Source organism: Flavipsychrobacter sp., assembly GCA_041392855.1.
Lineage (GTDB): Bacteria > Bacteroidota > Bacteroidia > Chitinophagales > Chitinophagaceae > UBA5543.
Window position 1 is genome coordinate 2,280,704 of record JAWKLD010000001.1, and the last position, 26,639, is coordinate 2,307,342.

A 26,639-nucleotide genomic window follows, 5' to 3' on the forward strand; every position below is an offset into this window, starting at 1 on the left:
AAACATTCAAATACCTAAAATAGCTGGACAGGTCTGTTCAGCTATTTTTTTGCCTAAAGGACTACAACTTCATCTTTGCTTAAATCCTTTATTAGCAACAATCCAGGCTTTTTACTTACTTCTATGCTACCTATCTCATTATCCATTTGCAATGCTTTGGCACCATTATACGTAGCCCATTTCAGCAAATCATCCCAATCTGCTGCCAAATAATTCTTCTTAATTGTTTGGAGCTCAGCTAATATAGATAGTTGATGATTAGATGCCAGACTATCGGTACCAATACAAATAGTGCTATCTCTCAATAAAGAGATATCTGGCAACCTATTTTCTATATACATGTTAGCGTTAGGGCACAAGCACCAATACAATTCATTAAACTTTTGTTCAGTCTGCTTTATATCCTCACCCGTACTATAAGTATTATGTACTAGTATAACAGGGTGTGAGTTTGACAGCCAACCGCTATAAGTGGCCAATGAGCTTTTATTGGACGGTTTGAAAAAATTATCGTCTATACCCATACCATGTAACATAGACTGAAAAGCACCCTTCTTTTCCTTGTAATACTCATCTTCAGCAGCGCACTCTTGATTATGAATGGATAGCAAGGAATCTTTTTCAAAACCATCTATTAAGGCAAACAGCTGTTCAGATACCGAATAAGGAGCATGAGGCACTATTGACTGATTAAGTAACTTACCCTCTTGCTTTTGTGCACAAAATGCATGATACACCGCCATTGCATAATCAAACTGACGCTGGGGACTATCAGTAAACCCAATACTCTCTACAAAACTGTGGAAATGCATTTTGTTTTGAACACGCAAGTCCTGTGTATCGGAGGTGTTGGTAATATCACCTATAGCTACAATACCCTTTTCCTGTAACTCTTTAAACGCCTTATGTCTTGCAGTTATTTTTTGTTCCTCAGTATAGTTGTTCCTTGTACTATTTACTTGCTCTAAAAAGGGCACCAAACCTGTTTTCTCAGGCACGGCACCTTTCATATGTGATAACTCCAAATGACAGTGCACATTAACAAACCCTGGACATATAATACCATCATAATAGGTCACTTCTTCTTCAGGAACATCATCATGTATTGCAGCGATACTTCCATCGTCTGCTACTTCCAATACTGTACCCCTGGGCATCCACCCTAGTCCATCGTGTATACGTGTTGCACTAATGAGCATATCTAAGATTTAAAATGTTTCAACCTGATAACCTCTTTCTCATTAAGCTGACGCCATTTTCCTCGAGGTATATTTTTCTTGGTCAACCCCGCATACATCACTCTATCCAGCTTTGTCACATTATATCCTAAATGTTCAAATATCCTACGTACGATCCTGTTTCTCCCACTATGTATCTCCAAGCCTATCTCATTTTTGTTGGCTAAATAGGCTAGAGCATCTACTTGTATTGGCCCATCCTCCAACTCCAAACCAGACATTATTTCATCAAAATGAGCCTTAGTGACTTGCTTATCCAAAGTAACTTGATATATCTTTTTAATATTATACTTAGGATGAGATAGTTTCTGTGCTAGATCTCCATCATTAGTTAATAATAACAACCCTGTTGTTTGCCTATCTAGCCTCCCTACAGGATATACACGCTGTTCCACTCCCATTACTAGTGCCATAACCGTTTTACGGTTTTTAGGGTCGTCAGTAGTTGTTATATAGTCTTTAGGTTTATTCAGCAGTATATATACTAGATCTTTTTGTGGTTTTAGTTCTTTTCCACTCATTGTTACCTTGTCTTCCTCCAAAACTCTATATCCAGGAGTTTTCATTACCTTCCCATTCACCAATACTTTACCCTCTTTAATGATTTCAGCTGCCTCTCTACGGCTAGATAAACCACTATGGGCCAAGTACTTATTCAGCGGCATTGGCTCAAACTTCTTTTCAGGTCTTCTACCTCTATACACATCTTTAGTCACCTCCCTTTTTTCAAAAGACGGTTTCTCTTTTCTAACCTTATCTTGCTCACTAAACTCTTTAGGCGAAAAGGTGCCTGACCTTCGTCTTGCAGTACTACCTTTCTTCTCACTAAATTCTTCTTTACCTGTTGCTTTCTTTGATTCCCAAGGTGGTAATTGCTTTTTAGCACTGCGACTACTTGTAAAAGATGGTTTCTTTTTCATTCTAATATATATGAGTCTGTAAAGGTACAACCTTTGTAAACCAATCATGAAAAAATAAAATATAGGAAAGTTTGTAACTTTTTCTCTGAACACACGATTTAATAACTGAATGAAGCCAAAGGATTACAACGCTTGCGTGAAAGAGTGGGCTGATGCACTTTTCCGATTTGCCTTAAAATGTACAGGCAATGAGGAAGACGCTCGCGATGTGATTCAAAATAGCTTCGCTGTTTTATGGCAAAAAAAGGATGACGTTTTACCTGAAAAAGCTAAAGCCTTTTTGTTTCAGGTTGCCTACAGACAGTCTATAGATCTATATAGAAAATATAACAGAATAACACACAATGACGAGATAGAAGATTATAGACAAGTAGAGCAGCCTAATACGGAATTGAAAAGAATACTAGAACGTGCATTGACACAACTTGATGAGCAGTCTAGAGCATTAGTTTTACTTAAAGACTATGAAGGGTATAAATATGACGAAATAGCACGAATAACGGAATTATCAGAAGCGCAGGTAAAAGTATATCTGCATAGAGCAAGGAAGAAGCTAAAACAATATTTAGTAAGTGTAGAAAATGTGATATAGATATGGTAACAAAAGAAAATTTTGAAGAGTATGCGCTACTGTATGTAGACAAAGAACTAACTAAAGCTGAGGAGAAGGCTTTATTAGACTTTGTAGCATTGCACCCTGAGTTCAAGGCCGAACTACAAGCCTATACCGCTACTATCTTGATACCTGATAATAATATCAGCTTCTCCAATAAAGAGGCACTACTACAAGAAGAGCCTAAAACAGGGATTATCAATCTTAGTAGCTACAAAATATACTATGCCATGGCTGCGGGTATCCTTGCATTATTATTCGTTCTATTTTTAAATAAAAATACTGTTGAAACTAAGACTATAGCTCAAAACAACACCAAACTAAATACAACTAAGCTCAGCAGCCCTATAAACACCCTTAATGAAGTAGAAAAAGAGTCTACTACCAAAGTAATAGTTGCACGTACCAAGTCTACACCTCAAATACATCAGCAAGAGGAGGATTTAAATAATGTGCACCCTTTACCATCAGCAAAGGAAGTTACTATTGACGAAGTACCTAGTAGATTAAACATGGTTGCCCACGGCATAAAAGGGGTTGAAGAAACTGACATTGCGGCTTTAGACCTAAAGCCAATACCAGCTACACCATCCTACACACCAACATTAATTGAAGCAACACCAGGCTATTTTGCAGACAATGTAGCTCCATTATTTGCACTTAATGAAAGTGCATCAGGACTTACGGAACTCAGCAAAGTAGTTACTAATAAAATAAGTGATGTAAGAGCTACTGCAAAACAGTTAAAAGGCTCTGATGTAAAAATAAAAATTGGGAATAAAGAAATATTAATTGCAAAACTTTAATAATTAATCGATCATGTATATAAAAAGGATATCTAGCTTACTAGCTTGTTGTTTATTTATTATCAATACAGCTTATGCTCAAAAAGAAAAAGGTGAAAATAATAGTGCCAGCATTTCTATAGGCAGTGGAGGTATTGAGGTAAGTAAGGACAAGAAAAAAGATAAAAAAGAAGAAGCTTTTAATGTAAAGTTTGGAGGTGTCGATATAGGCATCATATCTCTTCAAGACCAAACTAACTATAATAGTACAGCAGCTCAAAGCTTTTTGAACGTTCCACAAGCTTCAAGAAATGAGAACCTCTTTGACCTTAACTCAGGCAAGTCTATAAATGTGAATGTGTGGCTTGTAGAAGCTGGTTGGAATTTGCTGAAAAAGTATGAGCGACAAAAGATTATCATAAGTTCAGGTGTAGGTCTGCAGATGTACAACTTCCGTTTCAATAAACAGATAACATATACTAATGAAACTGTACCTAGCTTACATTTAGACACTTTGGCTCATCTTACTAAAAATAAACTTGGGTTTACCTTCTTAAGCGTACCGCTCAATTTGACGTTTAAAACTAAAGCTGGTAAAAAAACATGGTTAGTATATGGTATAGGGGCAACCGGTGGTTATAGAATTGCGTCGTGGACCAAGCAAATATCTCCTGAAAGAGGCAAGCAAAAAAACAGAGACCCTTTTAACTTTAATGATTTTAATGCCTGTCTTACGGCACAAGTGGGCTTAGACGGCTATTTTAGACTATATACGTCTTATCAAATCACTCCTCTTCACGAAACTGCACTAACACAATACCCTCTTAGTATTGGTATAAGAATAGGTGGTATCTAAGTAATATGTAATAAAAAAGGCGGACTAAAGTCCGCCTTTTTTATTATTCATCATCTTCTTCAAGCTTAGGTTCATTTTTATCTCTTTCTGCCTCCAACAGCGGTAACGCAGCATTAAATGTCTCCAAAAGGCTGTTTAATGTAGTTACTATCTCCTCTTTATTTTCTTTATCGTTCGCCTTATCCTTTCCTTCATGTATTCCTCTAGCTAATGCTTCAATTTTAGCCATTCCAGGATGCACATCTCTAATCTTAATCACGCCAACACTAGATTTTAGTGCATGAGCTTGCTTATATATTGCTTCATAGTCTTTTCCCTTTTCTACAAGTTGTTCTAAATTGACAACCCCATCCGGCGTTGTACTTAAGAATATACTTAGAAGTTCAAACTTGTATATTGAATCTCCACCTGACAGCTCTTCTAAAAAGCCAAAATCAACTATTGGTTGCTCACTCATACTACAAAGATGGTTATTTATTGATAAATATTATATAGCATACAATATCATATAAATATATTTTATACTAAAATACTACATCTATAAATATATGAATAACAATAACATAATGGAAAAATCTGCTATTTAGTATAAGTAATAATAATTTATCGCAAAAAATCTGTTGTGTTTATTACTTTTGTAGTCGTAAGGAAAGGGGTATAATAAAACTGCGCTTTAATACTGTAGATATTCAAGGTATTACACATAAAGCGCTACTATATGTATTATGCAATATAAGATAAGAATATTACCTCGTTGGATTATTTTCACACTCGACCTATTTTATATAGAGTTAAGCATATTCTTTTCTTTCATCTTACGATTTAATTTCAACCTACAAGAGGTCTCTAATTATAATATCTCACTAATACTTGGTATTACATTAGTATTGAATGCATTGCTTTTTTATATGCTGAAAAGCTATGCGGGTATTATTAGATACACAAATATTGAAGATACCTTTCGGCTATTAATAGTTAACTCTATTGCTGCAGTATTCTATTTTTCGATAAATTTTATAGTCAACCATTCTTCAGAAGGCATTAATCTTTTTCCTACTTCTGTCGTTGTAATAAATTTCTTCATTACTAATTTTGTATTAATTACTTATAGGCTTCTTGTACGATATAGTTTCAAATTCTATCAACTAGCGCAAGTAGAAAAAGATAAAATAAAAGCTGCAGTATATGATACGGGCGAAAATGGCCTCCAAACAAAGAAAGTAATTAATGACTTTCCTAATAGCGACTTGCAGGTAGTTGCCTTCTTAGACGACTTGTTGAGTAAAAGCAACAAGCTAATGGAAGGTATACCTATTTATAATACCAAAGAAAGTGGCTTTGAAAAGCTAAAAAATGACGGTGTTGAGTTATTAATAATCGCTAATAGAGAAATTCCAAAAGACAAGCTAGTATACCTAGTTGAGACCTGCTTAAAGTATAGTATTAAAGTACAGCAAGTACCTCCAGTGCAGCAGTGGCTTAATGGTAAGCTAGCTGCTGAACAGCTTAAAGACATCAACATTGAAGAATTACTAGAACGTGAAGTAATTAAGATTGACAATGATAAGATACACTTTGAGCTAAAGGATAAGAAAATACTAGTTACTGGTGCTGCAGGTTCAATTGGTAGTGAACTTGTTCGTCAACTTATCAAATATAAACCTTCACTGATCATATTATGTGACAAGGCGGAAACACCGATGCATGAGTTATACCTTGAAATCAAAGAGTCGCATAAAAATGCTACTATTAAAGCGTATATAGGTGACATCTGTGATAGGGTGAGGATGGAACACTTGTTTGAAATTTATAACCCAGAAGTGGTGTTCCACGCTGCAGCATATAAGCACGTTCCTTTAATGGAAGACAATCCATCAATTGCCGTTTTAAACAATGTAAGTGGTACTAAAAATTTGGTTGAGCTGTCTCAGGCAAATGGAGTAGAGAAATTTGTAATGGTTTCAACGGACAAAGCGGTTAACCCTACAAACATAATGGGGGCTTCTAAAAGAATTGCTGAGATTTTTACTCAAAGCTATTATAAAGAGCAAGTTAAGGATTATGAAAAAGGTCTTAGTGGTAACCACCCTCCAACAAAATTTGTTACCACACGCTTTGGTAATGTATTAGGATCTAATGGCTCTGTTATACCTCGATTTAAGAAGCAGCTAGATGCTGGAGGACCTATAACGGTTACTCACCCTGAGATTACTAGATATTTCATGACAATCCCTGAAGCATGTCAATTAGTTATTGAGGCTGGTGTAATGGGACAGGGTAGTGAGATATTTGTTTTTGATATGGGAGAGCCTGTGAAAATTGTTGACCTTGCTAAAAAGATCATAAGATTAGCAGGTAAAGAACCTGATATTGACATCAAAATAGTATACACAGGACTAAGACCAGGAGAAAAACTATACGAAGAATTACTCAACAATTCTGAAAACGTAATGCCAACTTATCATGACAAGATAATGATAGCAAACGTAGCAGAATATGATTTCAATATTGTAAAAGAAAGAGTTGAAAAACTAATCAATAGCGCTCGTCAGCACTATACTTTAGAAACAGTAGGAATGATAAAAGACCTAGTACCAGAATATACTAGTACTAATAAAACTTATGCTGACGCTAAAATTAATACCAAAAAGAAATAAGGAATACCTACAAAAATATCAATAGTTACTTCCTACTTAGAGGTAACTATTTTTTTTGCAGTAAGGAATATTATTAGAAGGTAGTTTCCGATTGTAGGAGAAAGGATATATCTAAGATTCAATCGGAGTTTTTCAGGCATTATATGATCGATATAATACTGTTCAGGGTTATCTTGTTGCTCCAGTATTTCGTTCTCGTTACTGAATTCTATTGATGCTATATCAGTTATTCCAGGACGTACATTTAATACTTTTCTCTGCTCATCGGTATATAGGTCCACATATTTTTTCACTTCAGGTCTTGGGCCTACTACACTCATTTCTCCTGAAAGCACATTAAACAATTGAGGTAGTTCATCAAGCTTGAACTTACGAAGGTAATAACCCGACTTTGTGATTCTAGGATCTCTTCCCCCAACTGTAAGCAAACCCTTTTTATCCGCATCAACATGCATTGAACGGAATTTTAAAAGAAAAAACTCTTTCCCATATCTACCAATCCTAACTTGCCTATAAAAAATAGGTCCTTTAGAATCTACAATTATCCAAAAACCTAATACTATAAAAAGAGGGCTGAGGATAATTATTCCTATAAGAGACAATATTATATCAAATAGTCTTGTCATGATTTTACTTCCCGATATGCTTCAGCAACTTTAGTTTCAATATACTCAAGCTGCTCATTAGTAAGCTGAGGATATATTGGAAGTGAAATTTCACAAGCATAGTTTTTATATGCTTGCGGGTAATTATCTATAGAATAGCCTTTTTCTTTAAAAAGAGTTAATAGTGGCATTGGCACAAAATGTACATTGGCTGCCACTCCAACATCGGCCAGTTTTTGTATTATCTCATCTCTTTCTACCTCACTAATATCATTTATTCTTAGTGGATATAAATGAAAAGACGATTTTCTATTATCACTAACTGACGGTGGAACTACCGCCCAGTCATGTTTACCAAAAAAGGCAGCGTAATGATTAAACACTCTTTCTCTTTCTGGTAATAATAAGTCTTGATATTTTCTTAGTTGTGCTAAACCTATAGCTGCACATACATCTGGCATATTGATTTTCAAACCATCTGTTACTATATCATACTTCCAACTGCCACCTTGAGATTTTGTAAAAGCATCTTTTGTTTGACCGTTCAGAGAGTTTAGCCGCATCCATTTATACACCTCACCATTATCAAAAGGGGTGGGTAAATCTAAACAAACAATACCTCCTTCTGCAGTAGTAACATTCTTCACAGCATGTAAGGAGTATATAGTAATATCAGAAGCTTTTGCAGCTGGCTGGCCATTATATGTCGCTCCCATTGAGTGAGCTGCATCCGCTATTAAAGCTGGTCTGCCAAATTTTTCCTGTACCTCGTTTGATGCTACAAATTGAGTTTTTACAGTATTACTACTTAATACTTGACTTATAGCACCATAGTCGCATGGCCACCCTGCTATATCAACAGCAAGTATGGCTTTGGTCTTAGGTGTTATTGCTTTGCGTATTTCTTCAGGAGATACTGTAAAATCATCCAAAACATCTACCATTACAGGCTTTGCTCCTCGGTGCATAACTGCCAATGCTGTTGCAGAATAAGTATACGCTGGTACAATTACTTCATCACCCTCACCTATACCTAACCATTTAAGAACCAAGATAGCACCCGACGTCCAAGAATTGACGCAAGCTGCATGAGACACTCCTGATACTTTTGCACTCAACTCTTCCAAGGCCTTTACTTTTGGCCCTGTTGTTATCCAACCTGAGTTAAGAGACTCCGTTACTTCTTTTATTACATCTTCGTCAATAAATGGCGGTGAAAATGGGATGTTCATTTTTTTATTTTTTAAGAGCATATATACGCTCAATAATATCAACTACTTTAAGACCTTCCAATGCATTAGTGGTTATACTTGACCTGCCCTTCAACACGTTCACAACATTCTCAATCACATAATGGTGGTTAGCAGCACTACCTTTATATGGACCATAATCATTAGGAGGATTTGTTTGCTTTAATTCAGGCATTTCATAATCCTTGATATGGCAATATTCTACCTTATCCATATACTGACCGCCTACTTTTATACTACCCTTAGAGCCTATAACCGTCATACTACTCTCTAGGTTCTTATCCCAAACCGAAGTTGAATAGTTCATACATCCCATTCCTCCGTTTGTGAATCTGAAGTTTACAAAACCAGAGTCTTCAAAATCAATCGTATCACCATGACTGTGATTATCAAATGTGGCTTGGATATCTTCTATATCTCCGAACACCCAATACATCAAATCTATAAAGTGACTAAACTGAGTGAATAAGGTACCTCCATCCAATTTACCATCTCCATGCCATGAACCTGGTTTATAGTATCTGTCATCACGGTTCCAATAACAGTTTACCTGCACCATATAAATATCACCCAGTTTACCTGATGTGACTACTTCTTTCAACCACTCAGATGGAGGAGAATAGCGGTTCTGCATCACACAGAATATATGTTTAGAATGATGTAGCCCTTTATATATTAACTCTTCACAGTTTTTCTTACTCAAGCCCATTGGCTTCTCTACAACAATATGATGCCCTGTCTCTAAGGACTTTAAAGCCTGCTCTGCGTGTACTCCATTAGGAGTGGCAATATTTACTACATCAAATTCAACATCTGATGCCAATAGCTCTTCTATAGAACTAAAAAATGGCTTGTTGTATTCTTTTTCTATAGCTTCTTTTATACCAGTATTCGTATCCACAAGTGCTACTAATTCGCACTCTTCGTTACCACGAATCATTTCTGCATGTCTTTTACCGATATGGCCACAGCCGACAACAGCAAACTTTACTTTATTCTCCATGTTAGTATATTATTATTCAGAACTATTTTTTAGCGGTTGTTATTGCCACATACTTTGTTGATGGTGGCAGTATATTAAGTATGTATTTATTTAAAAAGAAAGCAATTCTATTAACTATATTATTCCCAAATAAAGTAGGTAAAACCCCAAAAGATTTGGTTTTCACATCACTGTAAGAGCCATAAAGCTCTTGTATCTCCTGCCAAGAAAAATGATGCCATCCCTTATCCTTTCCTTTCATTTTTCTTAACTGGTGTAATAATAGATTGCCCTTCATATTTTCTACAGATAATAGTATGCCCCCAGGTTTTAATAAATGATGCATATTATTAACTGCTTTCTTTTGAACATCAAAATTTCTACTATCGTGATCACCATAGACAGCCATCACACCACCTAATACAGACTTAATTACAATCAAATCATATTGTTCCCCTTCCCAATCACAATTCACAATGTCTAACTCATCATAAGTAACCTTATCTGCCACACCATATTTTTTATGTAGCTTTCCTGCATCTTCAGTTGGCCCTATTCTATCAGTACACGTAACATTAAACCCCAACAATGCTAACCATAAACTCAACCCTCCATCACGTTCACCCACAGCCAGCACTTTGCCATCTCTAGGTAATTTTTCTACTATAGGAGTCCACTCAGGTATTATTTGAGACCAGTTGAGTATATCCCATTCTATTATTTCGGCAACAGGTATATTTAGCTTATTCATTAAAGTATACTATCTAATGCTGTTTTAAACTCTTCGGCTATTTTCGACCTATTAAATTTTGCTCTTACGTACGACTCTCCATTCTCACCTAGCTCTTTAGACATATTTCTATCAGTGTGCAATTTTACTACATTCTTAGCCAATTCTTGAGCATTCTCAGGAGTAAAAAATAACCCGCATTTACCTTCATCTATAAAGAGTTGCCTTGCCTCCCCATCCACACCTAATAATAACGGCTTTTGAAATATCAGGTACTCAAATATCTTAGAAGGTATTGCCCCTTTGAATAATTCTATATTCTTCAATGGCACTATAGCTGCATTACTAGCACTAACGATATTAGGCATCTCTGTAGAAGGTTGATTACCTAAAAAGAGCACATTATCTAGCTGCAAGTCATCCTTCATTTTATGCAGCATCTCTCTTTCTGGACCATCTCCTGCAATTACATAAAATATATCTTTGTGCTCTTTGGTAATATTTGCTGCTTCTAATATCACCTCTAAATTCTGTGCGTGACCTAACACTCCACCATACACACCAATAAAGTCAGTAGGTTTAAAATTGTGCTTTGCCCTCCAGTCATATGTTACCCTTTCTGCATTGAACTGTGCCAAGTCTACGCCATTACGCAACCAAAACATCTTTTTAGTAGGGAAGCGTTCTTTTATATTACTAACAATCCCTTGTGTTTGTCCACTTACCATCGCAGACTTCTTATACAAGTATTCTTCTAACCAAGTAGATATCTTTAACAGCTGCTTATTATTAATTATGCCTAGTTTCTCCGCACTCTCTGGCCATAAGTCAGAAACATTAAACACTAGTTTAGACCCTTTAAGCCATTTAAGAACTAATGCAGTTTTACCAAGAAAAAGAGGCGGAGACTCACAAATAATGATATCATGTTTCTTCACTCTAAAAAGCCCAACTATCATAGCACTAAGGACAAATGAAAAATAATTCATTAACCTAGCCATTATCTTCTTGCTTTTCTTCACATATATCCAAGAACGATGTACTGTAATACCATCTAACTCATCTTTTACATACCATCTACCTTTATATTCAGGATATACTTCCATTTTAGGGTAGTTCGGCATTGCCGTAAGCACGGTCACGTTCATGCCCTGCTGTTTTAAATGCTTAGCCAAGCTACTCAATCTGTTTTGAGGAGCACCTGTTTCGGGCGGGTAGTATTGTGTAAGAATAAGAATGCTAGCCACTGCCTTAGGATAATAAATGTTTACAAATCATTTCCGAAGCATCACCTCCACCATACAAAGATGTACCTGTTTTAAATGGCTTATTGATATTTGCCATTACGGCTGCAATAATCTTTTCCGTGTCCGCACCTACGATCGTATTAAAACCATTAGTCACTAATTCTGTCCACTCTGTCTGATCCCTCATTGTAATGCAATATTTCTCAAAAAAGTAGGCCTCCTTTTGTAATCCACCACTATCTGTCAATATCATATTTGCATTACGGATCAACTCTATCATATCAAAATATCCTACAGGATCTATTGTAATACAATTAAGCTCTAAACCATTCTGCGCTATTATCTTTCTAGTACGCGGGTGTACCGGCACAACAATTTTGTATTCTTTCGAGAGCTCATTTAGTGCAGCTACAATACCTTTTAACCTACTTAAATCATCGGTATTCTCTGCACGATGTATTGTTACTAAAAGATACTGTTCATCCTTTAGTTTTAAATCGCTAATAACTGTTGACTTTTCTTTAGCTTTTTCTGCATAAAAAAGAGCGGCATCATTCATTACATCTCCTGTTCTTATGATCTCGCAATCATAGTTTTCAAACCCTTCTTTTTTCAAATTTTCTATAGCAGTATCTGTAGGACAAAATAGTTGGCTACTAATACGATCAGTTAATATCCTATTCACCTCTTCTGGCATCCTCATGTTAAAGCTTCTTAGCCCTGCCTCTACATGCGCTACCGGGATGTGGATCTTTGATGCGGCAACTGCTCCCGCTAATGTTGAATTTGTATCGCCATAAACCATTACTTTATCAGGTTTTTCTTTCAACATCACTTCTTCCAGCTTCTCCAACATTTGTCCGGTCATGGCACCATGAGATAGGCCATGAATATTTAAGTTATAGTCAGGCTTGGGGATTTCCATTTCCTCAAAAAAAACATCAGACATATTAGCATCAAAATGCTGCCCTGTATGCACTATGATCTCTTTTATTTTTCCTGAAGCTTGTATTGCTCTTGATACAGCTGCTGCTTTTACAAATTGAGGTCTTGCTCCTACTACTGTTAAGACTTTCATTATTGAGCTTTTTGTCTTTTTACTTTTGATATTACTGCCCTGAACTTGCCATTGGCACCTTTGGGAATCTCATCCATCTCCACTATCTCCACATTTATATTGCCTAACTGAGAAAAAACTCGCGACTCTAACAAGGCTATATCTTCTATGCTTAAAGGGTTTGATACAGCTACATTAAGTGTCATGTGACCTAAGTCTTCTTGTATTACTTGCCCTTGTATGATATTGTCAATATCGATGAAAATACCATGAAAGCGAACCATTTCCCTACCATCTTTACCTATTACTACATCTTCAAACCTGCCTACTATTTCCTGTACCATAGGCATCTCTCTACCACAAGTGCATTTTTTATCCGATTTAATTACATAGTCCCCTATCCTATATCGAATCAAAGGCTGATCATAATTAATGAATCCTGTACATACTACCTCTCCCATTTCTCCTGGCGCCACTTCATTACCATGTTCATTAATTATTTCAAACAATCCAACCTCTGGGCTAATATGCAAGCCTCCATGTTCACATTCTGTTATTAAACCACATGCTTCTACACCACTATACCCGTCAAAGGTTTTACACCCATATACCTCTTCAAAGGTATCTCTCATTTCTTGTGTTAGCTTTTCACTTGAAGTAATAACGGCTTTCAATTGAGGGGCTTTTAGGCCTTGTTCTTTTATAAACCTTGCCAAAAAGAAGTTACTCATAGCATAGCCTACCATATAGTCTATTTTACGCTTCTTTATTGCCTCCAAATAATCTGAGGCAGTATCAGGAGCAATATGATATGCAGAAAAATAGGCCTGCTTTTCAAAGTAGTTGTACCTGTAATATGGTGGCTTGGCTTGGCTATCAGGCAGTATTCTACGCCCCCCTATCATACCTCTAGACATATATCTATCTACACCAGCCCAGTGCCTAACACGTGCTTCATATGCAGCACTCCACCTTTGATGCATGGGGTGTGAAAACATAATGCTTGTAGGTGTACCTGTACTACCGCTGGAAGCAAAAAAATTACCGCCTTTCTCTCGTTCACTTGACAAAAGTGTTGTCTTACCATACTTCCTCAACTCATCTTTTTCTAAAAAAGGTAACTGTTTAAGTGTTGAAGGCTCCATTACTGCCAATTGTTTTGCAGTAATTCCCAAGCTTGACCATTTCTCTTTATAAAATGGTACAGTATTAAAGGCGTGTAACAGCATTTTTCTTAACTGCAACACATTGTATTCTTCCCACTGTATTCGAGAAAACGATTCTCGCTCTTTATACCCTTTTAGCTCTTCTTCAAAAATACCACCAAACCTCCTCTTCTTCCATTGCCATCCATACAAGCTCACAAGAGCATGCTGTATCCCAACAGGAACAAACTGATATATTTTCTCTTTTATTCCCATTAAAGTATCGTCAATAGTTTATCCCATTTATTGTACACTTCCTGCTCGCTATATCTTTTCACTCTTTCCCTTCCATTTCTGATAAGTTCACCAGAAAGAGCCTCATTGCTTATAACCTCCCTTATATTTGCTGCCATTGCAATATGATCATCATCAGGTACCAGTATTGCATCCTCTCCATCTTTTACCAAATAAGGTATACCACCCACATTAGCACTAATAATTGGCAGTCCCATCGCCCACATTTCTAAAAATGTGACTGGCGCATTATCAACCTTATTGGTGCATATATATACATCTGCTTCTTCACTATACTTATGCTTCATCTTCATATCAACAAAGCCTAGAATTTCTATATTTTCTGCTACTTGTTCTTTTTCTATAAGTATTTTTATTTCCTCCAAACTTCCCTGATCAGGTCCGCCCATATATAATTTCACCTCAGGGAAATCTTTCTTTAATTCTTTTACCACCCTTACTGCCATTGCAGGATTATATATAGAAGCAAAAGAGCGCATCCAAAAAATATGAGGTCTTATTATTGTTTTACTTGTAAAAGTGTAATACTCTAATGGTATGGAATTTTCTACAAGTTGTGCATCAATCCCAAACTCCTTTAGCTTACTAATAATAAATGGTGATGGACAAGTAATAACATCCGCTTTCTTTAACAATGGCAGGTATCTTTTAGGAAGTGCCTTTATCCTATCAGGAACACTACCTCCATGCACTGTAAAGACTAATTTCTTACCAAGAAACTTTGCAATATTACCCGCGAAATATTGCCATATAAAACTATTACCTGAATAAAATTGCACAACAGCTACATCATAACTGCTTGCTCTAAGTAGCATGTATAAAATAATATCTACAATACGTAAATACTTATTTCTGTGCTTAGAAACAGTACAGACTTCGTAGCCATTCTGTTTTAAGACTTTAGCTAATTCGCCTGCTTGCGTTATAGGGTTTTTATTAGGATCCGGGAAAAACCCAACTATTAAAACTCTCTTTCTACTCAACGGTTGGAATTTCTACAGTAGTTTTCTTTTTAATGTTGCTACTTTTCACAAACAAAGGAATAGCAGCAAGGGCATAGCAAACAGTGGTTGTATTGGTACGCATTGCAGCATGCATACTTGTCAACACAGAAATAGTAAACAACGCTGCACTAATACCTCGCCATACTTTTACTCTCTGCTTTGGCACCCAGTATAGCGGGAACAAGGATAATATAAAGCAAACTATTGCTCCTCCAAAACCATGTTCGCTCAACAATCTTGTATATTCAGTATGTGCAGCTGTAGCTTCATGAACTTCAGCATATTTAGCACGTTCTGCTTTGGCCACACCAGGGCCAACTCCAAACAAGAAGTTGTCCATAAATATTTTCCAATCCGCTATAAACACATTATAACGTCCCGAAGTAATCTTATTTAATGTCTTGTCCTTAGCACCTGATAAAGTTTCTTTTGTTTCCCCTTCATACCTCAACAATAACATATTGCCGGATATTTTATTTGCCTGAATAAAAATAACAGTACCTAATACCCCAATACCTAATGCCATCAAAGAGTATCTAAAAAAGGCTTTAGAACTAGCAAATAATGACGGTATCAGTGCAATAAATACAGCTAATGCAGCCCCTACCATACCACCTCTTGAGAATGTCAACAATCCTCTAAACAAGAGAAAACCTATCAAAAAATAATTAACCAACTTTACGGAAAATATAGGGCGTTTCAGGATAACAAGAAGTACCGCATATACTATTCCTAAACCTAAAATTGTAGAAACTTGATTACTACCAAACCCCCCAGAAGCAGCAGAATTGGCTCCCAATTGGAAATCAACATTGTCATAAGTTGGGGTTTTAAACGTTAGAAAAACCAGTATAAAGAATATAGGAAGAATACCAAACTGCAATGTTTTACAAAACCTTTCTACTGTCCACCTTTCTTTTGATATTAACATTAATAACAGCCCTAACTCAAGAATACCTAATGCATTGAATATCCACTGGTCTAAGTTGAATACAGATGTAGCAACTATTAGACTAGGAATAATCATTAAAACTATAGCTATACCAGCCTTATGTAGCGGCTGGTATGCTCCTTTTGTGCTATTATGTAAGAAGATAAGCAACATAGCTAACAGCAGAAAATACTTTCCTATTTCGTCAGGCACACCAGGGGCTCTCGACATCCGTCCCCAAACCTCAAAAAACGGAGATGCTGCTATAGCATACCATATCCAATCTATACGCTGTTTTAAAAACGCATATACAGTAAACAATAGTATGCCAACGATTATTAGTGTAGTTAAAACAGGAAACAACGCACACACAAGACCTATTACTAACAGTATTAGCCCTTGTGGAAGGCTCAGTCCATATGCGTATTTGCTATTTAAACTCAGTTTTGCCATTACTTCTATCCTATAACTTCTTTTTCTAACTTATCTAAGTACCTTTCAAAAGTAAAGAGTCCTGCCATTTCATGTGTTTTTTTCGCCTTCTCTTTTAATATTTCCTCATTATCAAAATCTAATGCAATGAAGAAATCCTCAAAAGACTGCTTATTAGATTCCCATAAGAAGCCATTATCTTGTTTCACATATTGACCTATACTAGACACATCAGACACTACAGGTATACATCCAAAGTTTGCGGCCTCTGCCACAACTTTAGGAAACCCTTCTGACTGACTAGGAAGTAATAATAAATGAGATTGTTTATATATCTCAAAAACTTCTGCTCTTGGCAAAGCCCCATGAAATATTATTGGCAGACCAACATCTTTGGCATATTCTTCCATTTCAGCTTTTTCTGCACTATCACCTACTATATCTAAACGAACAAAACTACTTTTGTCTGGATGCCTTTTTATAGCATCTAGCATATTATATACTCCTTTTTCTTTATCTAACCTTCCTACAAAACATAAGACTAAAGGCTTGGCATACACTTTTGATTGTACAACAATACTACCCAATTTTCTATCCTCATTATCAAGACAAGGATTTTCAAAACTTAGGCATTTAGATGGCTGGTTTTCCCATGAGCCATTTATAGTAATTTTTCTTTTTTGTCTTTTTAATAACCAAGATCTCTGAAATGTGTAAGAAAAAGGTTGAACTTCCCTTACCCAATTACCTGCATATTTATACCAACCTTTTTTGTTGCTGAAAATAGACAAATAAGGGATTACATACATACCCATTGCAGTAGGTGCTCTAAATTGGAACACATCTGCATGTTTTAGCTCTTTTGCTATAGTTTTTAGTATTGTAAAAGCATTGGTTATTATACTAATCTTTTCTTTAATATTCTCACCCCCATATGAAGGGATAGGAACATACCTCACATTTTTATTACCATAAGGAACTGAACTTGCAGGTGCTTTTACATTTTTATGTAAACAAGCTACATGCACCACTTCTCCAAAGCGCTCTGCTAAATAGTCCATTTCTCTAATTGTAGGACCCCAACCTACAATCTGCCCATTTTCATCATAAAAGTGACTAGTATGTGATATTATTAGCAATCTCATAATAGCTCTTCGGAAAGTTTATTCCAATCATGCTTTAATGCCCACGCTTTACAGTTAGCCGTCAAAATCGCTTTGTCATAATTCAGCACCTTGTCTATTGCTGTTAGTATTTCATTGGCATTTGCCCCATCTACTAAAAAGCCGTTTTTACCATCATCAATAGCATCTACTATACCAGAATCATTACTACCAATAGCTGCTAGTCCCATTATATTAGCTTCAAGTATTGCAATACCAAAACCTTCAACATCTCCATTATCTTGTTTCTCACTTAACATAATAAATACATCCGCTGATAGATAAGACCTAATTAGATCTTCATGATGTTGCATTCTACCATGTATTGTAATATGATCTAGTACGTTTAGTTTTTCTGCCAATTCAATAATCGCATCTTTATTGGCTGGAACGCCTACCATATGATATTGTATGTCAGGGTATTTTTCTATTAATTTTGGCAATGCTTTTATTACCTGATGCTGCCCTTTTCTTGGGGTGATACTTCCAACAGTCAAAATTTTAGGATAGCCTTTCCAGTCATCAAACGGCTTCAGCTTTTCTTCATCATAATTCCAATCCAATAGATCTAACCCATTTGGCATTACATCTACATCATTATTATCCAATACTTTTTGTGGAAGCAGACTTTTTGTGAATGTTGACACTGCCCAAATTTTATCTAATGCAGCTAAACTTGTATGAGTAAGTAATCTTTTAGTTTTTTCTTCCGGATTTATCTCTGTTCCATGCACAAACCCTTCAACTACTATATTATTTCCGAATTTTTTCTTCAACATATACCCTAGCCATATAGGGAAAGAACCTGTAATAATTACTTTATCAAAACCTATTTTCTTAGTTAGGTTCAACACTTTTCTGATTCTATCAAAATAAGTTTTAGCACCCTTCCTGCTTATGGGATGAAGCGTAATACCTTCGTCTATATTCTTTATAAAATGTGATACTTCCTCCTCACTTGCATGATCAAAGTGAGAAACCACATGTACAGATACATTATGATATACCAATGATTTAGCTAACGAATACGCATGTCTTCCTATACCACCAGGACCAGGAGGAAATTCAGAACTAATAATCAGAAATTTTTTAGACACTAATTGCTTCTTTTATTCAATTCAGTCAATGCTTCTTTTAATCTTGATTTGTACGTCTTGTAAATAACAGGGCTTTTTAAAAGCATGACCATAAGTCTAAGTGACTTCTTAATAACATTCCCGTTTATTATCATTTGATTGAAATACTTCATTCTTACATACATTTTAAACTGTAGAGGTGAGAAGTACTTTTTAATCAAAAAGAGCTCTGAGGATGTTGGATCCGCAATTTTAGTAAGCATGTTTTTTGCCATATGGTTAGTTACAACCCTTGCTTTATGAGCTCTTAGTCCTCCCATAGGTGCTCTATGATGCCCAATCATAGCTGACGGATCAAATACCATAAAAGCCCCTTTTAGGTGACACCTTATTGACAAGTCAAAATCAGCACGGATATTTCTATTAAAGAACATATCCATATTGCCAGCATCTACAACTAGCTTTCTTTTTATCAATGTTATGGGGAAAGTATCTGTCAAGTAATAGTTATGATTTACATTAGGTTCACCAGCCCCACACTCATATACATTCGAAGCAACCATATCACAATTAAAATACTGTGCCGTTTGCAATAATTTTTCAATAAAATCTGGCTTGATACCATCTGCATCATCACCAAGAAATAAAACATACTCCCCTTTAGCCTCAACAAGTAGTTTATTCCATGCCACACATTGCCCCTTTTCTGTCTGAGGAAAAATTTTTACGTTTATATCAGTATATTTTTCAACATCTACTAGAACTCTTTGTTCTTCACTTGTTTGATCTGTAACTAAAACCTCCAGAGGTAAAATAGTTTGTATACTTAGTTCTTCTAATTCGTTCAATAAATAGCTATATCTATCTAGTGTCGGAGCCAATACGGATACACCCTTATTCTCTACAATAGATTTTTTCTTTAAAGAACTATGAATTTCCGGCTTACAAACAAGTCGATTTATTTTTCTCGTCTTTAACCAAATTCTACAATTGCTTATTAACCCTTTCTTATTTATAATGGTCCATAGCTGCCACTTTCTAGGAAAAAATCTATTAAGAAAAACCCATTGATCCACATCACTAATGTTTTCAAACCTATCAATACTTGTCTTTATCAAATCTGAATGATAACGTATCATCCCACCTTTCCTCAACAATTCATAACCTAAAGCTATACCTGTCATCTCCAAAGACTGGTATATAGATGGTAGACCTTTTAATGCTTTGAGCGTTTTAGTCTTTATAAGGCAGGCCCTTAATGACAACCTAAAGTTGGTGTGCGTTACTTTATCACTTCCATCAAGTGTATATATCCAAGAAGGCATTACATAGTTTAGAATTTGTGGGCTACCTTCAGTACCCAACTTCAAACCTCCATGCCAAACATCAACATTACTATCCGCCAGTTCTTTTAACAAAACAACATCTGGTTCGCCCAAACTATAATCCCAAAATAAGATCCAATCAGACTCAGTATATTCCAGTAGACAATCTATAGTAAACTTAGTGTGCTTTAACGGTAAACTTATAGCCCTTTTTTGCCCAAGCGTCCAATCAGGCAAAGTATCACCTGGCTTATAAAAATATGCTAAGTCAATATTATTAGGCATATACTTCTTTATATAGTTTGTCAAATGCAAGAACTTGTTTCTCAACTGTAAACTTCTCTAATACTCTTTGCCTACCACTCTTGCCAAACTTGTATCTCAACTCAGGATTCCTATATAATTCTAATAATTTATCTGACATATCTTCTGTATCCCACTTTTTTACTAAAAAGCCCGTAACATTATTCTCAATATTTTCTGCTAGCCCATCAGCATCTGTAGCTACGACAGGAATTTCCATGGATTGAGCTTCTATAACTGCATTGCAAAAGCCTTCTGATATAGATGGATGAAAAAACACATCTGCACTATCTAAACATATCTTAGTTTCTTCCGGCATTAATTTTCCATGCATTATCACTTTATCAACCAAACCTAATTCATGTATAAAAAATTCCACTTCTTCATAAGCCGGACCAATACCTACAATATGATAAGTTCCCTCCCCTCCTTTATCAAGATACTTTTTGAATGCCAGTAGTCCATATTCTATTCCCTTTTTCCAAACTAACCTACCAACACTTATTACTGATATAGGTCTAACTCTTTTTTCTAATTCTAACGGAACACTTCTACTAAATACTTCTGGACGAACAGCTGGAGGTATAAAATGTACTATTTTATTTTGGCTATCAAATCCTCTCTTTTTTGCTCTTTTATATAAATCTTCCCCTAAGAAATGAAAGCCATCAGCTTTACTCCAAACTTCACTATAAATGCTATCATCAGATAGCTTGTAGTAATTTAAATCATATCCTCTGAAGCTTACTATTACTTTACAGTTTAGTATTTCTTTTAAATAAATCTTTTTAACTCCTAATGTTCCAAATTCGAAATGTAATACTTCAGGCTTTAATGCCATTAGTTTATAGTCGTCTAATAAAGCAACAATATATTTCTTAATTCCTTTTCCTTTATAATAAGTTTTATGCCTAAAAAATAGTTTGCTATTAGTAGTAGCAAACTTTATTAATGAAACAAGCTCTCCTAAAAGCTTAATAGATTTAACATTTGAAAGAGCTGACACAGTAACATTCTTTTTATAGCTTCTATTAAGCTCCTTACCCCAAAACAACCAAGATTCCTCTTTTGAATTCCAACAAAACACCTTATATCTATATTCCTTTTTTTTAAAAAAAGAATATATTCTGCCTACTACAATTATATTTTCTGGGAAAGATATTATAACTGACAACACCCTCATATTTTTTATAAAATTCTTTTTAAAAACTGAAGAAAGGTATGCAACATTGAAATTGTGTAGCCATTAGACGAGTTTGGGGTTAAATAAAATTCATTAAGTAACCTATTAATTTTATGATGGGGCAACACATCCTTAAATTTATCATCAAAAAATATACTCTCTAATTCCTTTCTACCATTTGAGTTTAAATAGAAAAGCTCCCAGTTTCTGATAATATGCTTGCCAGGAGTAATCATTCTCTGCCCTTTCTTTAACCCACGATAAATAAGATTTCTGTTATTTATCTTTTTATACAAGTATAAATTAGTACCATACTCTTGCCATCTTACTTTTGCTAAGTCAGGGTATTTTGCCTTTATATATTCTATTTGAAAACTTCTACCTGCTAATTGTTTTGTTGGCACACTAGTAAGAGTATATGCTACATTCTTATCATAAAATGGCAATATTGGCATTGAACCAGCTTGATACATTCTTATACTAGGCAAAGTCCATCTAAATGACCATTGATCGGTCTTAAAAATTTTCATTCTAAAATCAACGTCCTTAATGTGTTCATATTTAGACATAAAGGAATTGAAGTTGTCTTTCAATAATTCTTCAGGCTGAAGAACATGGTCTTTACATATATTTTCTAGTAGCCACTGAGATCCTTTCTTTATAATTTTTTTTTGATAGTATGGCAACAATTCCTCCTCATTATCTACACCCATATTATCAAACCATACATCACCCCAATGTCCTCCGATTACAACATCTGATTTTTCCTTCAATATATCAATCATTGACGCTTGTCTCGTACCATCTATATACTGAAACAGATCAACAGACTCTGCGATTACATCTATCCTATCAAATAGGTAATTTGGTAGTTTATATCCATTAAATGAGATGTTTTTTACTCGTGCCAATTTCTGTGCAATTCTAGTTTCAATAGACCTTTTACTATATCCATAAGAATAACTCCATAGTGAATTATACTCTTGTTCTTTTTCTGTCAACACACCCAAGAGTGTTCTTGAATCTAACCCTCCTGAAATAGGCAATGCTACCCTCTGGTTTCGAGTTGCTGTTGTAATAGAATTAAGTAAACTTTCATGAACAGATTCAACAGCGTCGTTTAACCTCTGGTCTACTATATTATGCTCCCACTGCCAATATCTTCTATGAGAAATTTTTTGTAAATCGTTACCAAATAAATAATGCGAGGAGGGTTCTAAGATTTTTATCTTTTTAAGAAAGGTATTATTATTAGCGAAAAAACCTTGACCCAAAAAACTGGTCACGCCCTCCCAATCCAAAGCTTTATCTTTTGACTGCTTTGCCAAACTTATAAAAGGGGTTGCTATTGCACTACCCATTCCTTCAGACAAAAAATATGCTTGATAAGTCCCAAAACGATTTGTAAATACATGCAACTGTCCCTTCTTCTTATCAAGAACAAATATGATATAGTGCCCTGCAGGGTCGATAAATCTTTGACTATCCTCTATGTACCTTATACACCTATTGAAAAGTTTACCAACAGTTAAGTCTTCATACAGCTGGCCAAGTAAAATAAGTCTATAGTTATCATCTTCATACGAAGAAACAAAAGGATTTTTTTCAGAATCTAATGGATAACTTTCCCAATAAGTCATTTTACCAAATGACCTTTCATGCCAATCTGAATTACCCCCTCTTACAAATCTGGGTTTATGTTCACTCCCTACACCAAACCATATATCATTGAAAGCATTCATTAACTCTTCAACATTTTTGAGTACAAGTCTGCAAAAGCTGCAACTTCTAATTCGGGTGTTTGCTTATTACTCTCCTCTACATCCACTTCTTTTAGAGCATTAATCTCATTGATTTGTGGTGCTTTTATTAAAAAAGTTTTCTTCCTTAACTTTTTCGTAGCAAAATAATTTTCAAACATTGTTTTATTTCTAGCAACAATTGCTTTTGAAAGAAAACTCTTTATTCTCCAAGACCTGTGCCCCCAATTCATGTTTTTCTTTACATATACATATTTTGCTCCTGCAGCTTTTGCTATCAAAGCTTCTGAAAAGTCTGATGACTCACTAAAGGAATTCCAAATATCAAACCCATGTTTCTTAAACTCTAACGACATCTTTTTTGACTTAATGTAAGCATCGACCAAGCCATTGCTCCGTATTGTAAATGGTTCTACCATTATTGGGTATCCCATTTTTATAACCTTATCAAAAAAATCACCCCCACCTTTTTCAACTGCCAACCATGGCTCATAAATTGCCTTATCTAACCCCTCAACAAGGGCAAGGACCTCCATGTTATTTGCTTCTGTATGAAAAGAAGGCAATGTAAATAGTACTTTTATTTTACTCATTATTATAGCGTCAATTTGCCACCTTCTTGTATTTCTGTTAAATATTCAGGGTATGCCTTTTCATCTGGTATAAGTAATAGGTGACATTTGCCACGATGGGCAATAGTTTTTGCTTCTGTTATATGCTGGTGTTCTTTTAAATAGTATGCCTTATAATTATTGGCAGCACACCAATTTAAAACATGCGTAGCATTTTGCTCCATTGTCAATTCAGGAACAGCATGCATTTCTACAAAAAATGTTGTCTGTCTCTCTTTTGCTAGCTCTACTGCACCATTAAGCACTAGGTGCTCAGCTCCTTCTACATCAACTTTGATAAAGTCTGGCTGTACAGAAGTGCGTTTTACGATCTCATCAACAGTAAGCGTATCTACTAAATAAAATGAATTTGTAAGTCTTGCAGATTCTGCAGCACTAGCAAACATACTACCAGCTTCACCTATGCCTACAGTATAAAACTTTACTTTCTCACCGCACTTATCCGATACAAAAGCAGGAACAAACTGTTTATTTATTGACAACCCATTTCTTATTAAATTACCTGACGCCATTGCTAAGGCATCAGGGTTAGGGTCCGCTAATACAACTACTTTATCGCTATCGAAAAATGATGCTAAAATTGACGTATAGCCAATATTTGCACCAAGATCAAAAATTCTATTATGATTTTTCACCAATGCAAAATACCATGCGTCATCCTTATCCTCTGAACGAATTGTCCCTTGCAATACAACAAACTCTTTACCCAATAGCTGTACTTTATGCGTTTTGGGTACTGAGGGGAAATACCTGTGTTTATATACTGATAATACTTTTCTTAGCTTCATTTTTTATCGATTTTTAAAACCAATAGTTTTTAATATTAATAAACAGTCGATGGAACCCTAGTCACTAATAGAATAGTTTTCTGACTGGTAGTACCTCTCCGTTACAATCCAAATAGTACATTAAAGTACCTTCTAGCTTTAGGCACAGTGTGTCCTAAAAATGAAGAAATTATATAAAGCTCCTTAACAAGAAACACACGAACTACTAAATAATAAAGACCTATAAAAGCAGCACTTAATATACAAACATTAGCAAACGGATGTATATCAAATCCTAAAGGGACTATACTTCCTACTATTAGAAACCCTACAGCTATAAACACAACCGATAGCCAATAAGGTGCTATATCTCTAAACCATTTGCTAAATGGTATTTCTAAAGCAGTAGATATGTATTTTACAGGAACTATTGTGAATAGTGTTTTGACTATTACCATTGAAATTGCAATACCTATCATCCCAAAACTACCTCCAATCAAAGCTCCTACAATATGAATTGGTGTATAAATAAGGTTCATATTAAATGTTTTCCTAGTAAGATGAAGTGTACTCATCAACACTCCAAAAGAACTAGTAGCTGTTCGTGTTGCTGTATATATCAATAGTATTTGTAATGGTATTACAGCAGCTAACCATTTAGTGCCGTAAAGTGTAAGTATTATAGGTTTAGCAGAAACCACCATCATGGCCAATAAAGGGAAAACCACAAATATGAATGCTTTTAGGAAGCTCATATAATTGTGGTAGAACTTATTATTATCATCGACAAACCTTGGTAATACAGAAGCCAGTACATTGTTTGATATCATTACAAAAGGAGAAATAAATAAATTGGCTAGTTGCATAGCTATGTTATACACTCCTAGTGTTTCAAGTCCTAAAAATGTACTTAGTATTATCTTATCACCTTCATCCGCAATTCTTGCTAAGAGATTGGCTCCTATCAAATGTTTCGTAAAAGCAAATATCTCTCTCCAACGCTCAGTATATAATTTTAATCCGGGATTAAGCCGTGCACCTCTATACAAGAAAAATGTTAGTATCGGCTGAAAGAATAATGACGGTATAATAAGACTATAAACTCCTAAACCTGCATATACCGCTCCTATCTTACTAAATTGTACCAGAATAATAAATGGAGTTTGGATTTTAACCTGTTTTTGATACTCAAGATTTTTAGTTAATAGAGTTTTAGGTATAACCTGCAACTGTGCAAAAAAGAAAATAGCAGCACTAATAAAACTTATCGTAATGATCCGGTCATCTCCTTGATAATCTGCCCAAAAGGGTGCTGCACCGAGAAAGACAACTATTATAGCTATCGTAATAGCAAAATTGAACCAGAATGCAGCTTTAAATATTTTTCTTGTATCCTTCTTTCTGTATGCAAGCAGAAACTCTGCTACTCCTGCAGTACCAAAAGCGGTAATAACCCAAAGTAAAACTTCGGTAATACTTACAAGACCAAAATCATATGGCGTAAGCTTTCTAGCAAGAATAACCATTGCTACCATTCCCAAAATCTTGTCAAGCATATTTCTAATGAAAAAGCTTACAAAACCTTGACTTGCGCTCTTACCTACACTCATTTAATATGAGAGACCTTATTGTTCATTAAAAAAGCGAAGATTATATTCGCTAT

Annotated in this window: 24 protein-coding genes; 4 read left to right on the forward strand and 20 right to left on the reverse strand. The window is 35.3% G+C overall.

Annotated features, from left to right (window positions below):
* Nucleotides 1–53: 53 nt before the first annotated feature.
* Both R2800_10630 and R2800_10635 read right to left on the reverse strand, forming a co-directional pair.
* Nucleotides 54–1,199 (reverse strand): amidohydrolase family protein, encoded by a 1,146-nt coding sequence (locus R2800_10630; GenBank protein MEZ5017496.1) that lies wholly within the window; start codon nt 1,197–1,199, stop codon nt 54–56.
* A gap of 2 nt (nt 1,200–1,201) precedes the next feature.
* The gene (locus R2800_10635; GenBank protein MEZ5017497.1) at nt 1,202–2,158 is read right to left on the reverse strand and encodes a pseudouridine synthase; all 957 of its coding nucleotides are present in this window, start codon (nt 2,156–2,158) and stop codon (nt 1,202–1,204) included.
* A 109-nt stretch (nt 2,159–2,267) separates the two neighbouring features.
* Between R2800_10635 and R2800_10640 the strand changes: the two genes are divergently transcribed.
* Genes R2800_10640 through R2800_10650 form a run of 3 tightly spaced genes read left to right on the forward strand, consistent with a single transcriptional unit; the run spans nt 2,268 to nt 4,412 of the window.
* Complete coding sequence (locus R2800_10640; GenBank protein MEZ5017498.1) at nt 2,268–2,750, forward strand: sigma-70 family RNA polymerase sigma factor; 483 nt, start codon at nt 2,268–2,270, stop codon at nt 2,748–2,750.
* 2 nt (nt 2,751–2,752) lie between these two features.
* The gene (locus R2800_10645; GenBank protein MEZ5017499.1) at nt 2,753–3,577 is read left to right on the forward strand and encodes a hypothetical protein; all 825 of its coding nucleotides are present in this window, start codon (nt 2,753–2,755) and stop codon (nt 3,575–3,577) included.
* A gap of 13 nt (nt 3,578–3,590) precedes the next feature.
* Nucleotides 3,591–4,412, forward strand: a complete 822-nt coding sequence (locus R2800_10650) for a hypothetical protein (protein ID MEZ5017500.1) — start codon at nt 3,591–3,593, stop codon at nt 4,410–4,412.
* A gap of 43 nt (nt 4,413–4,455) precedes the next feature.
* Here R2800_10650 and R2800_10655 read toward each other — a convergent pair whose 3' ends face one another.
* Nucleotides 4,456–4,869, reverse strand: a complete 414-nt coding sequence (locus R2800_10655) for an Hpt domain-containing protein (protein MEZ5017501.1) — start codon at nt 4,867–4,869, stop codon at nt 4,456–4,458.
* A gap of 268 nt (nt 4,870–5,137) precedes the next feature.
* Between R2800_10655 and R2800_10660 the strand changes: the two genes are divergently transcribed.
* Nucleotides 5,138–7,069: a nucleoside-diphosphate sugar epimerase/dehydratase gene (locus tag R2800_10660; protein MEZ5017502.1), complete on the forward strand. Its 1,932-nt coding sequence runs from the start codon at nt 5,138–5,140 to the stop codon at nt 7,067–7,069.
* Nucleotides 7,070–7,101: 32 nt separating this feature from the next.
* Here the strand turns inward: R2800_10660 and R2800_10665 are convergent, their stop codons facing one another.
* The 17 genes from R2800_10665 to R2800_10745 all read right to left on the reverse strand — a co-directional run bounded on the left by R2800_10665 (nt 7,102) and on the right by R2800_10745 (nt 26,586).
* Nucleotides 7,102–7,695 carry a sugar transferase gene (locus R2800_10665; protein MEZ5017503.1) on the reverse strand — a complete coding sequence of 198 codons (594 nt, stop codon included), beginning with the start codon at nt 7,693–7,695 and terminating at the stop codon, nt 7,102–7,104.
* Nucleotides 7,692–8,906: a DegT/DnrJ/EryC1/StrS family aminotransferase gene (locus R2800_10670; protein ID MEZ5017504.1), complete on the reverse strand. Its 1,215-nt coding sequence runs from the start codon at nt 8,904–8,906 to the stop codon at nt 7,692–7,694. The genes R2800_10665 and R2800_10670 overlap by 4 nt, the downstream gene beginning before the upstream one ends.
* 4 nt (nt 8,907–8,910) lie before the next feature.
* Nucleotides 8,911–9,927 carry a Gfo/Idh/MocA family oxidoreductase gene (locus R2800_10675; GenBank protein MEZ5017505.1) on the reverse strand — a complete coding sequence of 339 codons (1,017 nt, stop codon included), beginning with the start codon at nt 9,925–9,927 and terminating at the stop codon, nt 8,911–8,913.
* 22 nt (nt 9,928–9,949) lie between these two features.
* Nucleotides 9,950–10,657 (reverse strand): methyltransferase domain-containing protein, encoded by a 708-nt coding sequence (locus R2800_10680; protein MEZ5017506.1) that lies wholly within the window; start codon nt 10,655–10,657, stop codon nt 9,950–9,952.
* Entirely contained in the window at nt 10,657–11,883 is a 1,227-nt protein-coding gene (locus tag R2800_10685; GenBank protein MEZ5017507.1) for a glycosyltransferase family 4 protein, read from the reverse strand. The genes R2800_10680 and R2800_10685 overlap by 1 nt, the downstream gene beginning before the upstream one ends.
* Before the next feature lie 4 nt (nt 11,884–11,887).
* Nucleotides 11,888–12,961 (reverse strand): UDP-N-acetylglucosamine 2-epimerase (non-hydrolyzing), encoded by a 1,074-nt coding sequence (gene wecB / locus R2800_10690; protein MEZ5017508.1) that lies wholly within the window; start codon nt 12,959–12,961, stop codon nt 11,888–11,890.
* Nucleotides 12,961–14,361, reverse strand: coding sequence for a hypothetical protein (locus tag R2800_10695; GenBank protein MEZ5017509.1), 1,401 nt, complete (start codon nt 14,359–14,361; stop codon nt 12,961–12,963). Before R2800_10695 ends, wecB begins: the two co-directional genes overlap by 1 nt.
* The gene (locus tag R2800_10700; GenBank protein ID MEZ5017510.1) at nt 14,361–15,383 is read right to left on the reverse strand and encodes a glycosyltransferase family 4 protein; all 1,023 of its coding nucleotides are present in this window, start codon (nt 15,381–15,383) and stop codon (nt 14,361–14,363) included. Before R2800_10700 ends, R2800_10695 begins: the two co-directional genes overlap by 1 nt.
* Nucleotides 15,376–16,788 carry an O-antigen ligase family protein gene (locus R2800_10705; protein MEZ5017511.1) on the reverse strand — a complete coding sequence of 471 codons (1,413 nt, stop codon included), beginning with the start codon at nt 16,786–16,788 and terminating at the stop codon, nt 15,376–15,378. The genes R2800_10700 and R2800_10705 overlap by 8 nt, the downstream gene beginning before the upstream one ends.
* 5 nt (nt 16,789–16,793) lie before the next feature.
* Nucleotides 16,794–17,912 (reverse strand): glycosyltransferase, encoded by a 1,119-nt coding sequence (locus R2800_10710; protein MEZ5017512.1) that lies wholly within the window; start codon nt 17,910–17,912, stop codon nt 16,794–16,796.
* On the reverse strand, nt 17,909–19,027 hold the full coding sequence (locus R2800_10715; GenBank protein MEZ5017513.1) for a glycosyltransferase family 4 protein: 1,119 nt from the start codon (nt 19,025–19,027) through the stop codon (nt 17,909–17,911). Before R2800_10715 ends, R2800_10710 begins: the two co-directional genes overlap by 4 nt.
* Nucleotides 19,027–20,616, reverse strand: coding sequence for a glycosyltransferase (locus R2800_10720; protein ID MEZ5017514.1), 1,590 nt, complete (start codon nt 20,614–20,616; stop codon nt 19,027–19,029). Before R2800_10720 ends, R2800_10715 begins: the two co-directional genes overlap by 1 nt.
* Nucleotides 20,609–21,808 carry a glycosyltransferase family 4 protein gene (locus tag R2800_10725; GenBank protein MEZ5017515.1) on the reverse strand — a complete coding sequence of 400 codons (1,200 nt, stop codon included), beginning with the start codon at nt 21,806–21,808 and terminating at the stop codon, nt 20,609–20,611. The genes R2800_10720 and R2800_10725 overlap by 8 nt, the downstream gene beginning before the upstream one ends.
* A gap of 14 nt (nt 21,809–21,822) precedes the next feature.
* On the reverse strand, nt 21,823–23,559 hold the full coding sequence (locus R2800_10730) for a hypothetical protein (protein MEZ5017516.1): 1,737 nt from the start codon (nt 23,557–23,559) through the stop codon (nt 21,823–21,825).
* Nucleotides 23,559–24,170 (reverse strand): hypothetical protein, encoded by a 612-nt coding sequence (locus R2800_10735; GenBank protein MEZ5017517.1) that lies wholly within the window; start codon nt 24,168–24,170, stop codon nt 23,559–23,561. Before R2800_10735 ends, R2800_10730 begins: the two co-directional genes overlap by 1 nt.
* 2 nt (nt 24,171–24,172) lie before the next feature.
* Nucleotides 24,173–24,997 (reverse strand): FkbM family methyltransferase, encoded by an 825-nt coding sequence (locus tag R2800_10740; GenBank protein MEZ5017518.1) that lies wholly within the window; start codon nt 24,995–24,997, stop codon nt 24,173–24,175.
* A gap of 101 nt (nt 24,998–25,098) precedes the next feature.
* Nucleotides 25,099–26,586, reverse strand: coding sequence for an oligosaccharide flippase family protein (locus R2800_10745; GenBank protein ID MEZ5017519.1), 1,488 nt, complete (start codon nt 26,584–26,586; stop codon nt 25,099–25,101).
* Nucleotides 26,587–26,639: the final 53 nt, after the last annotated feature.

Excerpts from the sequence above, each read along its gene's own strand:
- R2800_10630 (MEZ5017496.1), bottom strand. The coding sequence starts at position 1,199 with ATGCTCATTAGTGCAACACGTATACACGATGGACTAGGGTGGATGCCC.
- R2800_10635 (MEZ5017497.1), bottom strand. The coding sequence starts at position 2,158 with ATGAAAAAGAAACCATCTTTTACAAGTAGTCGCAGTGCTAAAAAGCAA.
- R2800_10640 (MEZ5017498.1), top strand. The coding sequence starts at position 2,268 with ATGAAGCCAAAGGATTACAACGCTTGCGTGAAAGAGTGGGCTGATGCA.
- R2800_10645 (MEZ5017499.1), top strand. The coding sequence starts at position 2,753 with ATGGTAACAAAAGAAAATTTTGAAGAGTATGCGCTACTGTATGTAGAC.
- R2800_10650 (MEZ5017500.1), top strand. The coding sequence starts at position 3,591 with ATGTATATAAAAAGGATATCTAGCTTACTAGCTTGTTGTTTATTTATT.
- R2800_10655 (MEZ5017501.1), bottom strand. The coding sequence starts at position 4,869 with ATGAGTGAGCAACCAATAGTTGATTTTGGCTTTTTAGAAGAGCTGTCA.
- R2800_10660 (MEZ5017502.1), top strand. The coding sequence starts at position 5,138 with ATGCAATATAAGATAAGAATATTACCTCGTTGGATTATTTTCACACTC.
- R2800_10665 (MEZ5017503.1), bottom strand. The coding sequence starts at position 7,695 with ATGACAAGACTATTTGATATAATATTGTCTCTTATAGGAATAATTATC.
- R2800_10670 (MEZ5017504.1), bottom strand. The coding sequence starts at position 8,906 with ATGAACATCCCATTTTCACCGCCATTTATTGACGAAGATGTAATAAAA.
- R2800_10675 (MEZ5017505.1), bottom strand. The coding sequence starts at position 9,927 with ATGGAGAATAAAGTAAAGTTTGCTGTTGTCGGCTGTGGCCATATCGGT.
- R2800_10680 (MEZ5017506.1), bottom strand. The coding sequence starts at position 10,657 with ATGAATAAGCTAAATATACCTGTTGCCGAAATAATAGAATGGGATATA.
- wecB (MEZ5017508.1), bottom strand. The coding sequence starts at position 12,961 with ATGAAAGTCTTAACAGTAGTAGGAGCAAGACCTCAATTTGTAAAAGCA.
- R2800_10695 (MEZ5017509.1), bottom strand. The coding sequence starts at position 14,361 with ATGGGAATAAAAGAGAAAATATATCAGTTTGTTCCTGTTGGGATACAG.
- R2800_10705 (MEZ5017511.1), bottom strand. The coding sequence starts at position 16,788 with ATGGCAAAACTGAGTTTAAATAGCAAATACGCATATGGACTGAGCCTT.
- R2800_10710 (MEZ5017512.1), bottom strand. The coding sequence starts at position 17,912 with ATGAGATTGCTAATAATATCACATACTAGTCACTTTTATGATGAAAAT.
- R2800_10720 (MEZ5017514.1), bottom strand. The coding sequence starts at position 20,616 with ATGCCTAATAATATTGACTTAGCATATTTTTATAAGCCAGGTGATACT.
- R2800_10730 (MEZ5017516.1), bottom strand. The coding sequence starts at position 23,559 with ATGAATGCTTTCAATGATATATGGTTTGGTGTAGGGAGTGAACATAAA.
- R2800_10735 (MEZ5017517.1), bottom strand. The coding sequence starts at position 24,170 with ATGAGTAAAATAAAAGTACTATTTACATTGCCTTCTTTTCATACAGAA.
- R2800_10740 (MEZ5017518.1), bottom strand. The coding sequence starts at position 24,997 with ATGAAGCTAAGAAAAGTATTATCAGTATATAAACACAGGTATTTCCCC.
- R2800_10745 (MEZ5017519.1), bottom strand. The coding sequence starts at position 26,586 with ATGAGTGTAGGTAAGAGCGCAAGTCAAGGTTTTGTAAGCTTTTTCATT.